At 65.8% G+C, this 11739-nt stretch carries 13 protein-coding genes; 6 read left to right on the top strand and 7 right to left on the bottom strand.

Features of this window, described 5'->3' with window-relative positions; translation table 11 throughout:
* Positions 1-273: 273 nt before the first annotated feature.
* The 4 genes from OC184_RS13555 to OC184_RS13540 all read right to left on the bottom strand — a co-directional run bounded on the left by OC184_RS13555 (position 274) and on the right by OC184_RS13540 (position 3799).
* Positions 274-540: a hypothetical protein gene (locus OC184_RS13555; protein ID WP_265507716.1), complete on the bottom strand. Its 267-nt coding sequence runs from the start codon at positions 538-540 to the stop codon at positions 274-276.
* A gap of 55 nt (positions 541-595) precedes the next feature.
* Positions 596-1618, bottom strand: a complete 1023-nt coding sequence (locus OC184_RS13550) for a hypothetical protein (RefSeq protein WP_265507715.1) — start codon at positions 1616-1618, stop codon at positions 596-598.
* A 92-nt stretch (positions 1619-1710) separates the two neighbouring features.
* Positions 1711-2619, bottom strand: coding sequence for an RNA polymerase sigma factor RpoH (gene rpoH, locus OC184_RS13545; protein WP_265507714.1), 909 nt, complete (start codon positions 2617-2619; stop codon positions 1711-1713).
* A 148-nt stretch (positions 2620-2767) separates the two neighbouring features.
* A complete protein-coding gene (locus tag OC184_RS13540) occupies positions 2768-3799 on the bottom strand; it encodes an RluA family pseudouridine synthase (protein ID WP_265507713.1) in 1032 nt (343 codons plus the stop codon).
* Here OC184_RS13540 and OC184_RS13535 point away from each other — a divergent pair.
* Entirely contained in the window at positions 3798-4115 is a 318-nt protein-coding gene (locus tag OC184_RS13535; RefSeq protein ID WP_265507712.1) for a DUF6476 family protein, read from the top strand. The genes OC184_RS13540 and OC184_RS13535 overlap by 2 nt on opposite strands.
* Here OC184_RS13535 and OC184_RS13530 read toward each other — a convergent pair.
* The gene (locus OC184_RS13530) at positions 4103-4354 is read right to left on the bottom strand and encodes an accessory factor UbiK family protein (protein WP_265507711.1); all 252 of its coding nucleotides are present in this window, start codon (positions 4352-4354) and stop codon (positions 4103-4105) included. The two genes, OC184_RS13535 and OC184_RS13530, sit on opposite strands and share 13 nt — an antisense overlap.
* A gap of 114 nt (positions 4355-4468) precedes the next feature.
* Here OC184_RS13530 and lgt point away from each other — a divergent pair, with 114 nt between their 5' ends.
* From lgt to pgeF, 3 genes are read left to right on the top strand one after another with little or no spacing between them, the layout of a single operon-like run.
* Positions 4469-5350, top strand: coding sequence for a prolipoprotein diacylglyceryl transferase (gene lgt, locus OC184_RS13525; RefSeq protein WP_265507710.1), 882 nt, complete (start codon positions 4469-4471; stop codon positions 5348-5350).
* Positions 5347-6405, top strand: a complete 1059-nt coding sequence (locus tag OC184_RS13520; protein WP_265507709.1) for a class I SAM-dependent methyltransferase — start codon at positions 5347-5349, stop codon at positions 6403-6405. The genes lgt and OC184_RS13520 overlap by 4 nt, the downstream gene beginning before the upstream one ends.
* The gene (pgeF, locus tag OC184_RS13515) at positions 6389-7153 is read left to right on the top strand and encodes a peptidoglycan editing factor PgeF (protein ID WP_265507708.1); all 765 of its coding nucleotides are present in this window, start codon (positions 6389-6391) and stop codon (positions 7151-7153) included. Before OC184_RS13520 ends, pgeF begins: the two co-directional genes overlap by 17 nt.
* Here the strand turns inward: pgeF and OC184_RS13510 are convergent.
* Both OC184_RS13510 and OC184_RS13505 read right to left on the bottom strand, forming a co-directional pair.
* On the bottom strand, positions 7120-8175 hold the full coding sequence (locus tag OC184_RS13510; RefSeq protein ID WP_265507707.1) for a hypothetical protein: 1056 nt from the start codon (positions 8173-8175) through the stop codon (positions 7120-7122). The two genes, pgeF and OC184_RS13510, sit on opposite strands and share 34 nt — an antisense overlap.
* Positions 8176-8184: 9 nt before the next feature.
* Positions 8185-8685, bottom strand: coding sequence for an Lrp/AsnC family transcriptional regulator (locus OC184_RS13505; RefSeq protein WP_265507706.1), 501 nt, complete (start codon positions 8683-8685; stop codon positions 8185-8187).
* A 162-nt stretch (positions 8686-8847) separates the two neighbouring features.
* Between OC184_RS13505 and trxB the strand changes: the two genes are divergently transcribed.
* Together trxB and OC184_RS13495 are read left to right on the top strand one after the other, a co-directional pair.
* Entirely contained in the window at positions 8848-9831 is a 984-nt protein-coding gene (trxB, locus tag OC184_RS13500) for a thioredoxin-disulfide reductase (protein WP_265507705.1), read from the top strand.
* Positions 9832-10015: 184 nt separating this feature from the next.
* Positions 10016-11725 carry a bifunctional sulfate adenylyltransferase/adenylylsulfate kinase gene (locus OC184_RS13495; protein WP_265507704.1) on the top strand — a complete coding sequence of 570 codons (1710 nt, stop codon included), beginning with the start codon at positions 10016-10018 and terminating at the stop codon, positions 11723-11725.
* Positions 11726-11739 lie beyond the last annotated feature (14 nt).

Raw genomic sequence — 11739 nt, 5'->3', positions numbered from 1 at the left:
GGCTGGCTGGCCTTCTCAACGACCGCCTGGACATAAACCCGTCGACCCGCCCACGGATGCCACGGTTAAAGAAGCTCACGCTCATCAGTCCTGTGGGCGTTCTGTGATTGAGTTGTACAACACTGAACGCCCGCACTCCCGTCTGCGCAATCGGCAAAGCTCCGTGCCAGCCCCCCGTTGCCCAACCCGCCCGAACAGGCAAAACTCAAACCCGAAATCTCGCTCACCCTCGATAAAATTTGGGGCAACGTCAACGGCAATCAATTCGAAGTGTCATCCGTCCTTCGGCGCTACGACTGCGTCCGGGCTCAGACGCACCTTGCTGCCGTCCGGGCGCTGCGGGTCCGGTTCAAGCACAAGGCTGCCTTTCGAAGGCGCGTGGTCCTTCACGCGATCGCCGACATCCAAGCGATCAATGGCAACGCTGAAAAAAAGCCGTGTCGGGCTTCTGGTCGACAACTTCAGCGTTAAGAGACTGCGGCGGGAAGACAACGGCTGGCGACGGATGCCATTCAACCATGAGGATGGCGGGCGTTTCAACAGCCTCCCCTTGAGGTTGCTATTGGCGGAAGTGCTGCCGGTAAGGCCAATCCGTTCAACCGGCGCAGATCTGCTGCAATGCCAGCCATTGTTCGTCAGTCAGCAGATCTCTGGCCGGGGTGCCGGCGCGGGTGGGATCCGCCTCGATCAGCGGTAGAACCGTCGTCCCGGTCGGGTCGATGCTGCGGGCGAATGGCTCGGTCGACAGATCACGTTCGGCAAAGGCTGCGGGCAAAACCGCCAAGTCAGGGCGGGGCAGGGGTTGGGCCAGCAGCGACTCGCCATAGCCCTTCATCGCGCCTTGCGGCAGCGTTCCCAAGGTCATCAGCCGCAGTGCGGTCATGAGGCCCGCGTGGCGAAGCGCGTCCAGGGTGACTTGGTCGTCATCTTGTGCAAGCCGCGCCGACAGCAGGTGACCGGCAGCGGCCTCGGGCCCGGGGGAAGCCGCCAGAAGATCTTCGCCCAGCACGTAAAGGTCGCCCGGCAGGCGCCGCGCGCCGTTCAGCGGCCCCGGGACGACCTGCACAAGACTGTCCGCCCCCACAAAGGGCGGCGTGAACCAGTCCAGCACCTGCTGACCCGAGACACGGCGGCAGACGGGCCCGGCGGCGGCCTCCATATCGGACAGAACGGCCAGTCCGATCGTCCGTTTCTGCGCGGGCGGAGCGATTTGCGCGGCATGGCGCACCAACGCGTCGGGCAGCCAGAAGATCAGGCCCACAAGCATCAGCAGGACCGCCAGCACCGTCGCCGCACCACGCAGCCTGCGCGGCTTGGCGCGGTGGGTGGCGATGGCGCGCTGGACCCGCTCGATCGCCTCGATCATCAGCGGGTCGTCGATCTCGACCGTTTCATCAGGCTCGCCGGTGCTGGGGGTGTAGAGGGCAGGCGTCCGTCCCGGGTTGAGGCGCGTCACCGCCGGAAGCGACCAGTGCGACAGCGGCTTGTCGGTCCGGGGGTCCATCAACGTCAGGGTCGCTTCCCCGAGCGAGACGATCACCTCGCGCTGACGCGTCTCCGGCGTCTCGCGCCAGACGCCCTGCGCCTCAAGACGCTGAAATTCGGTCAGGGCTGTCATGGCGGAGGCATGGTCCGGGATGGAAGGGGCGGTTTCCGCGACCATAGCGACGCACCGCATCGGGTCAATGCGGCGCGGCAGTCAGTAGGGCGTCAATCGACCGCTTCGGCGATCCGCATGCCTTTTTCACGCGCCAAGATGCGCATCCGGTCCTGCAGCTTCTCGAAGGCGCGCACCTCGATCTGGCGGATCCGTTCGCGCGAGACGTTGTAGCGCGACGAGAGATCCTCGAGTGTCATCGGATCATCGCGCAGGCGACGCTCCATGAGGATGTCGCGTTCGCGGTCGTTCAGGACGTCCATCGCGGCCACCAGCATGCCACGACGGGTGTCCAGTTCCTCGGTCTCGGCATAGGCCTCGGCCTGATTGGCGTCGGTGTCCTCCAGCCAGTCCTGCCATTGTGCTGCAGATTCTCCGTCGCCGGACCCTACCTGCGCATTCAAGGACGCATCACCGCCAGACAGGCGGCGGTTCATGTCGATGACCTCTTGCTCGGTCACGTTCAGCTCGGTGGCGATCTGGGCGACATTTTCCGGGCGCAGATCGCCTTCTTCCAGCGCGCCGATTTTGGACTTGGCCTTGCGGAGGTTGAAGAACAGCTTCTTCTGCGCGCTGGTCGTGCCCATTTTCACAAGGGACCAGGATCGCAGGATGTACTCCTGGATCGAGGCGCGAATCCACCACATCGCATAGGTCGCCAGGCGGAAGCCGCGTTCCGGGTCAAAGCGCTTGACCGCCTGCATCAGGCCGACATTGGCCTCACTGATCACCTCGGCTTGGGGCAGGCCATAGCCGCGATAGCCCATCGCGATCTTGGCGGCCAGGCGCAGGTGGCTGGTCACCAGCTTGTGGGCGGCCTCGCTGTCCTCATGGTCGGCCCAGGCCTTGGCCAGCATGTATTCTTCTTCCGGTTCCAACAGCGGGAACTTGCGGATCTCTTGCAGATAGCGGTTCAGGCCCTGTTCGGGACTGGGGGCGGGCAGATTTCCATATGTCGCCATGGTGAAAGCCTTTCGCAGAGTTCGCCCAACGCCAGCTTTGTCCGGCCGGTTCCGGTACAGGTTGTCGCAGGCGAAACCACCGCGGCGCGGACGAGATGGTCCGGGCGCGTGTGGCTGCGGTATTAAATGTGGTCGCGCGGCGGCCGCGTCAAGAGGATGGCACGGTCCTTTCCAGTGTCTCCAAAAGGGCTTGCATGTCGGCGGGCAGCACGCTGTCGAAGGCCAGTGCCCGCCCCGACACAGGGTGTGTGAAGCCAAGATGGGCCGCGTGCAGCGCCTGTCTGGCAAAGCCCTGCACCAGATCCGCCGCAGCCCCTAGTGCTTTGACTGATGCGCGGCGCGACCCGCCATAGACCGGATCGCCGACCAGCCCCAGACCCGCATGCGCCATGTGCACCCTGATCTGATGGGTCCGCCCGGTCTCCAGCCGGCATTCCACCAGCATGATGGCAGGCGGATTGCCAAAGGACCTGATCATCCGGGCCCGGGTGACGGCGTGGCGGCCCTTGTCGAAATAGACCGCCTGCTTCTGGCGGTCCGTCGCGTGCCGGGCCAGTTTTGTCGTGATCCGCAGGACGCCGTCACTCTCGAAGGCGACACCGGGGGTCCCGCGCAGACGCGGATCGGCGCCGTCGATGATGCCATGTGCCAGCGCCAGATAGCGGCGGCTGGCGGTATGGGCCTCGAACTGCGCCGCCAGGCCGTGGTGCGCGCGGTCGGATTTGGCGACGACCAGCAAGCCGGAGGTGTCCTTGTCGATCCGGTGAACGATCCCGGGGCGCTTCTCACCGCCGATGCCAGACAGCGAATCGCCGCAATGCGCCAGAAGCGCGTTCACGAGCGTCCCCGACGGGCTGCCGGGGGCTGGATGGACGACCATCCCCGCCGGTTTGTCGATCACGATCAGGTCATCGTCCTCGTAGGCGATGACGAGCGGGATCGCTTCGGGACGCGTCTCGACCTCTTCCGGCGGAGCTAGAGTGATCCGGTATTCCTGCCCCTCGGCCACACGCGCCCTGACGTCGCGGGCGGGGCCGTCGGGCCCCGTGACGGCGCCTTCAATGATCAGCCGCGCCAAGCGGGAGCGCGACAGGGCCGCCTCCTCTGGCACCGCCATCGCAAGCGCCTTATCAAGTCGGTCGGGCGGGTTCGCCGGGATGATCACGGACAGGTTCGACATGGCGGAAGATGACACCGACTGGAAGGTTGCGGCAAGGACGGTCCCGGAACTGCGCTTCCTGAAAGCGCTGGTCACGGGACTGACGCTGGTGATGGGGCTGGGGATGGTCGCGGTGGTGGCGATGCTGTGGCTGCGGCTGAACCAGCCTGTGCTGCCGGAACTGCCCGACAGCATCGCGCTGCCCGACGGCGCGACAGCCGCTGCCGTCACCTTCGCCCGCGACTGGATCGTCGTCGTCACCGACGAGGCCGAAGTGCTTCTCTATGACAGCGCCGGCACCCTGGTCAGCCGGACGACGCCTGATCAGTCGCCCTGACGCGAAGCTTCGATCGCGTCCAGACGGGCCTTCAGCTCGCTGTTTTCGGTGCGGGCCTTGATCGCCATCTCTCGCACGGCCTCGAATTCTTCGCGGGTGACGAAGTCGCGATCGGCCAGCCAGCGGTCGACCCATCCCTTCATGGCGTTCTCGGCCTCGGTGCGGGCGCCGTGGGCCACGCCCATGGCATTGGTCATCAGCTTGGACATGTCGTCGAAGAAACGGTTCTGCGTGGTCATCGGTGGCCCCTTGTCCTGTGTCCGTCCCTATATGGTCCGGCGAGCGTCCGGGTTCAATGTTGACACGACCGGTTGGGCGGCTAGCGTGCGCGCGAACCGCAGCCCCGAGGCCCCATGATACCGTTTCCCGACATCGCCCCCGAGATCTTCACGATCAACCTCGGTGGCTTCTCGCTGTCGCTGCGCTGGTATGCGCTGGCCTACATGGCGGGGCTGATCATCGGTTGGCGGCTGATCGTCGCCATGATGCGGCGTCCCGCGATCTGGGGTGGCACGGCGCCCACCGCTCCCGACAGCGTCGACGACCTGCTGACCTGGGTGATCCTCGGCGTGATCCTGGGCGGGCGGCTGGGGTTTGTCCTGTTCTACGAGCCTGCCTACTACCTGTCGAACCCGACCGAGATCATCAAGGTCTGGCAGGGCGGGATGAGCTTTCACGGCGGTTTTGCCGGGGTGATCGTCGCGACGTGGCTCTGGGCGCGGCGGAACGGTGTGCCCGTGATGCGGCTGGCGGATGCGCTTGCGGTCGTGGCGCCGATCGGGCTGTTCTTCGGCCGCATCGCCAATTTCATCAACGCTGAGCTTTGGGGCCGTCCGACGGACCTGCCTTGGAGCGTCATCTTCCCAGGCGAGGCCGCGCAGGCCTGCCCCGGCGTCGAGGGGCTGTGTGCCCGCCATCCCAGCCAACTTTACGAGGCCGGCCTCGAAGGCCTGTTGCTGGGGTTGATCCTGTGGGCGCTGGTGCGGGCGGGGGGCTTGCGGCGGCCAGGGCTGGCCTTTGGCGTCTTCCTGGCCGGCTATGGGCTGGCGCGCATGTTCGTCGAGCTGTTCCGTGTGGCCGACGCGCAGTTCATCACCCCTGACAACCCGCTTGGCCATGTTGTCGGCGGGCCGCTGGTCGGGCTGACGATGGGCCAGCTGCTGTCGCTGCCGATGGTGCTGATCGGATTGGCGCTGATCTGGCGCGCACGGTCGCGGCCGCGCGTGGCTGCATGACGCCGCTGGCGCAGATCATCGCTGCGCGCATCCGCGCAACGGGGCCGATCAGCATCGCTGACTACATGCAGATCTGCCTGCTTGACAGTCGGCACGGCTATTATGCGACCCGCGATCCGTTCGGCGCTGCAGGTGACTTCACCACTGCGCCCGAGATCCACCAGATGTTCGGCGAACTCTGCGGGCTGGCGCTAGCGCAGGCGTGGATGGATCAGGGCCGTCCCGCACCCTTTACTTTGGCCGAGCCGGGTCCCGGCCGTGGCACCCTGATGGCAGACATTCTGCGCGCGATCCGGATCGTGCCGGGAATGGAGGACGCGACGGATGTCGCGCTGATCGAAGCTTCGGCGCACCTGCGGCAGGTTCAGCGGAAAAGGCTGGGTGCCGTCCGGCACCTCAAAACCGTCGACGATGTTGGGTATAAGCCGCTGTTTCTAATTGGTAATGAGTTCATCGACGCCTTGCCTATCCGGCAGTTCCAGATGACAGTCGAGGGTTGGCGAGAACGCATGGTCGGACTGACCGACGGTAAATTGCGGATCGGCCTTGGGGAACCGGTGGCGCTGCCGCGCGCTGGCCGACCGGGCGACATCGTAGAGGATTGCCCGGAAGGCGCCGCCTTCGTCGAGGCAGTGGCGCGACGTATTGCAAGGTACGGCGGTGCGGCCATCCTCATCGATTACGGCGGCTGGAACGGCTATGGCGACACATTTCAGGCATTGCGCCACCACACCCCAGAAGACCCGCTGGCCCATCCTGGAGAGGCCGACCTGACCGCCCATGTGGACTTCGCGCCTCTGGCCGCCGCGGCCATGCGGGCGGGTGCGCAGGTCTCGGCACCGCAGCGTCAGGGCGACTGGTTGCGAGCACTGGGGGCCGAGGCCCGCGCCGCAAAGCTGACGGCGGCTGGCGACGCCGCAGCGGCGCAGGCGCTTCACCGCTTGACCGACCCCGCGGAAATGGGTCACCTGTTCAAGGCAATCGCGATCTGGCCGAAGGGGGCGCCCGCCGTCCCCGGTTTCACGGCGCTGGAGGCTCATGCAGACGACGCTTGAAATCCTGACCCACCCGCTTCTGGCAGATGTGAAGCACGGGTTCTTCACCCGCAAGGGCGGCGCGTCTTCGGGCCTGTTTGCGGGGTTGAACTGCGGGCGGCGATCCACCGACCAGACCGACATGGTGCAGGTCAATCGCGCCAGGGTCGCCAGCGCCATGGGTGTCCCGATGGACCACCTTGCCACCGTCAAGCAGGTGCATTCGGCCAAGGTCGTCACGCTGACGGAAGACGATGACATCGCGGAAATCCGCGATGTTCAGGCCGACGGCCTTGTAACCGCGCGCCGCGACGTCGCAGTCGCTGTGCTGACTGCGGATTGCCAGCCGATATTGCTGGCGGACCCCAAGGCGGGCGTCGTGGGCGCCTGCCACGCAGGCTGGCGCGGTGCCATTGATGGCGTGATCGAGGCCACGGTGGACGCCATGCGCAACCTGGGCGCCAAGGACGTGCGCGCGGTTATCGGCCCCACGATCAGCCAGCAGGCCTATGAGGTCGGGGACGAGTTCATGGATAACTTCCTGGCCGAAGATCCTGAGTCGGAACGCTTCTTCAGCGGAGGCCCTCGAGGCAGGCCAATGTTCGACCTGCCGGGCTTCGGCTTGAAGCGGCTGCGGGACGCCGGTGTCGAGGCCGAATGGTCGCGGCATTGCACCTATTCCGACCCGCAGCGGTTCTTCAGCTATCGTCGCGCCACGCACGAAGGGCAGGTGGATTACGGTCGCCTGATCAGCGCCATTTCCCTCTGACGCAGCAGGCTGCGCAGCCACAGCTTCACCACGGCGCCAGCCATGACCGCAAGTTGGCCCAGCACCAGCGCGACAAGGCCCATGGCAACCAAGGCAAGATCGCTGATGCGGCTCAGCAGCCGTAGGCTGCGAGCCTTGCCCAACACCTCAAGCGTTCGGCCGGTGTCTGTGCCCGCCGCGTCCGACAAGCGGGTGAGAGCGCGCAGGTCCCGAGGGTTGTCGGCATGGCGCAACAGCGACAGTACCTCGGCGTTCGACGTTCGTGCCGCCAGATGGCGGATGTCGACGGCCATCGCCCCCAAGGTGGCAGCGGGTGCCGGGCCGCGTGCCGCTTCGCGCAGGGCGCGGCGTAGACCGGGGGATAGGGCATCCGCGCGCCGCGCAACCCGCAGAACCGTCGCGGCACCCTTCACGGTCAGGCTGCTGCCGGCCGTGAGGACTGTCGAGATCGTGGCGGCAAGCCCGATACCGGCCAAAGCGGCCTCGACCTCGTCGATCTCGGCTCCGGTGATCAGGTTGCCGCCTTGCCGGGCCAGCGCCGCGGCGTCACCTGCGGGCGACAATTCGAAGGGCAGGGTGCAGGCCGCCACCAGCGACAGGCTGGGACAGCGCGCCACGTCGCTGATGCACAGGCGGCAGTCGGAGATTGTCGCCCGCCAGCTTTCGTGCGCGGCCATCGCCTCGGTGACCTGCCGCTGCAGGCCAGCGGGGAGCACGATGCTATGATCGCTGGCAAGATCGCTTAGCAACGTCACCCGCCGCATGTCATCCTCGGCAACCGCCGCCTGCAGCCGCGGGACCAGCCAATCAAGGCTGACCTGGCGGGCGACGGCGGTCGAGAGCGCAACCCGCGCCTCGGCCGCGCTGCGCTGGACCAGCGGGTTGACGAATGGGTGGTGCGACAGGACCCAGCCTGTCGCGACGACACTGGCCACCGCCCAGAGCAGCAGGACCGACCGCGCTGCGATTCGAAGCCGTCCCAAGGCGGGCCTGTCATCCGTGACGGTGGCTGGTGTCAGCATCGCGGGCGGTCAGCCTGCCTCGCGGACACGCTCCTCGACGACCTCGAAGGGGATCGTCGGTTCATCCTTGGCGCCCCTGATGACCAGCGAAGTCTTGACCGACGCCACGTTCGGCGCGGCCGTCAGGCTGTTCGTCAGAAACCGCTGGAACGTCGACAGGTCGGGCGAGACGCATTTCAGGATGAAGTCGATCTCGCCGTTCAGCATGTGACATTCGCGGACCAGAGGCCAACCTTGGACCAGCGCCTCGAAGGCTGTCAGATCGCGTTCCGACTGCGACGCCAGGCGCACCATGGCAAAAACCTGAACCTCGAACCCCAACTCTCGCGCGTTGATGTCGGCGTGGTATCCGCGGATATACCCCAGTTCTTCCAGCGTGCGGACACGACGCAGGCACGGCGGGGCCGAGATGCCGACGCGGCGCGCAAGTTCGACATTCGTCATCCGGCCATCGGCCTGAAGTTCAGCCAGGATCTTGCGGTCGATATCGTCGAGTTTGGCGCCAGCCATATCTGTCTTTCTTCTGTTTGGTCGAGGCGTTGCCGGAAACTACAACGGGCGCACATCCTGCGCAACATTCTTTCCAGATCCTGCGACAGCGCTGCACGGCCATGCGTTGCAGTCGGACGCCCGAGGGATTACCTCATGCACAAACCGCGAAAGGGGCGCAAGATGAGCGAACGCAGCCATGTGAAACTTTTGATCGTCGGGTCGGGGCCCGCCGGCTATACCGCCGCCGTCTATGCCGCCCGTGCGATGCTGGAGCCGATGCTGATCCAGGGGATGCAGCCCGGCGGCCAGCTGACGATCACGACCGAGGTCGAGAACTGGCCGGGCGAGACCGAGATCCAAGGTCCGGAACTGATGGTGAAAATGGAGGCACATGCCGCGGCCATGGGCGCCGAGATCGTGACCGATCTGGTGACCAGGCTGGATCTGCAGAAACGCCCCTTCACCGCCGTCTGCGACAGCGGCCGTGTCGTCACCGCCGACGCGGTGATCTTGGCCACTGGCGCTCAGGCGCGCTGGCTGGGTCTGCCGTCCGAGGAGAAGTTCAAGGGCTTCGGCGTCAGCGCTTGCGCCACCTGTGATGGCTTCTTCTATCGCAACCGCGAAGTCGTCGTGATCGGTGGCGGCAACACCGCTGTCGAGGAGGCGCTGTTCCTGACCCGCTTCGCCAGCAAGGTGACCCTGGTCCACCGCCGCGACACTCTGCGGGCCGAGAAGATCCTGCAGAACCGCCTGTTGAACCACCCCAAGGTCGAGGTCGTCTGGAACCACGCCCTGGGCGAGGTGGTCGGCGTTGACACGCCCATGGGGGTCACCGGCGCCATCCTGCGCAATGTCAACGACAATTCGACGCGCGAGATCAAGGCCGACGGCGTGTTCGTCGCGATCGGCCATGCTCCCGCCAGTGAACTTGTGGCCGGTCAACTGGAACTGCATGACGGCGGCTACGTGAAGGTCGAGGCGGGCAGCACCCGCACCTCGATCCCCGGCGTCTTCGCGGCAGGCGACCTGACGGACCACATCTATCGTCAGGCGATCACCAGCGCAGGCATGGGCTGCATGGCCGCACTGGATGCCGGGCATTTCCTCGCCGCGCAGGACGGCGTCGAAACCGCACCCGAACAGCTGGTGGCAGCGATCCACTGATATGGTCGCCGCGGCGGGAAGATGGACCCCGCTGCGGCGCCTGAGGATCGCGCGGGCGACACCACTGCAAAAAGCGTTTTCCCAGACTTGAATATCGCTTTCAACGCCGCTATGCGTCCCGCGAACCACGCGTCCGCCCGGATGGCGTGTTGCCCCGATACCCCTGCAACGACCAGGCTTGTCCATGACCCACCCGAATCAGACCCCGATCCCCGAACTCTATGTCTCGGCCGACGCCGCGGCTGCGCTGAAGGACGAAGCGGGCGCGATGCCCAGCTGGGACCTGACGCCGCGCCAGCTGTGCGACCTGGAGCTGCTGATGAACGGCGGCTTCAACCCGCTGAAGGGTTTCCTGACGCAGGCGGACTATGATGGTGTCGTCAATGACATGCGTCTGACTTCGGGCGCGCTGTGGCCGATGCCGATCAACCTGGACGTCAGCGAGAAGTTCGCCGAGGGGCTGGAGCCGGGAACGGACATCGCGCTCCGTGACCAGGAAGGCGTGATTCTGGCGATCATGTCAGTCACCGACAAGTGGACGCCGAACAAATCGCTTGAAGCCGAAAAGGTTTTCGGCGCCGATGACGTCGCCCACCCGGCCGTCAACTATCTGCACAACGTCGCGGGCCCCGTCTATCTGGGCGGCCCGATCAAGGGCCTGCAGGCGCCGACGCATTACGATTTCCGCGCGCGCCGCAACACGCCGAACGAATTGCGCGCGATGTTCAAGAAGCTGAACTGGCAGCGCGTGGTTGTCTTCCAGACCCGCAACCCGCTGCACCGCGCCCACCAGGAGCTGACGTTCCGCGCCGCCCGCGAAGCGCAGGCCAACCTGATGATCCATCCGGTCGTCGGCATGACGAAGCCCGGCGACGTCGACCACTTCACCCGCGTCCGCTGCTATGAGGCGGTTCTGGACAAGTATCCCTCGGCCACGACGACTCTGTCGCTTTTGAACCTGGCGATGCGCATGGCCGGCCCGCGCGAGGCCGTCTGGCACGGCCTGATCCGCAAGAACCACGGCGCCACGCACTTCATCGTCGGCCGCGATCACGCCGGCCCCGGCAAGAACAGCGCGGGCGAGGACTTCTATGGCCCCTATGACGCGCAGGACCTGTTCCGGCAGCACCAGGACGAGATCGGCGTCGAGATGGTAGACTTCAAGCACATGGTCTATGTGCAGGAGCGCGCCCAGTACGAGCCCGCCGACGAGATCGAAGAAGGCGTGACTGTCCTCAACATCTCGGGCACCGAGCTTCGCCGCCGCCTGCGCGAGGGGCTGGAGATCCCCGAGTGGTTCAGCTTCCCCGAGGTTGTGCAGGAACTGCGCCGCAACTCGCCCCCGCGCGCCAAGCAGGGCTTCACCGTGTTCTTCACCGGCCTGTCGGGCAGCGGCAAGTCTACGGTGGCGAACGCGCTGATGGTCAAGCTGATGGAGATGGGCGGCCGCCCGGTCACTCTGCTGGACGGCGACGTGGTCCGTAAACACCTGTCGTCCGAGCTCGGGTTCAGCAAGGAGCACCGCGACATCAACATCAAGCGCATCGGCTATGTCGCGTCCGAGATCACCAAGAACGGTGGCATCGCGATCTGCGCACCCATCGCGCCTTATACTGCGACCCGCCGCGCGGTGCGCGAGATGATCGAGGCCGGAGGCGCCTTTGTCGAGGTTCACGTCGCTACGCCGCTGGAGGAGTGCGAGCGCCGTGACCGCAAGGGCCTCTACAAGCTGGCGCGTGAGGGCAAGATCAAGGAGTTCACCGGCATCTCGGATCCCTACGAAGAGCCGAAGACGCCCGAGCTACGTCTGGATACGACGGATATCGACGTCGACGGCGCTGCCCATCAGGTGCTTCTGAAGCTGGAAGGCATGGGGCTGATCGGCCTTAGCTGAGTAGGAAAACGGCG

Source organism: Paracoccus rhizosphaerae (assembly GCF_026162645.1).
Lineage (GTDB): Bacteria > Pseudomonadota > Alphaproteobacteria > Rhodobacterales > Rhodobacteraceae > Paracoccus > Paracoccus rhizosphaerae.
Note: the sequence above shows the minus strand (reverse complement) of the source record. Positions and strands in the feature narration are given on the sequence as shown.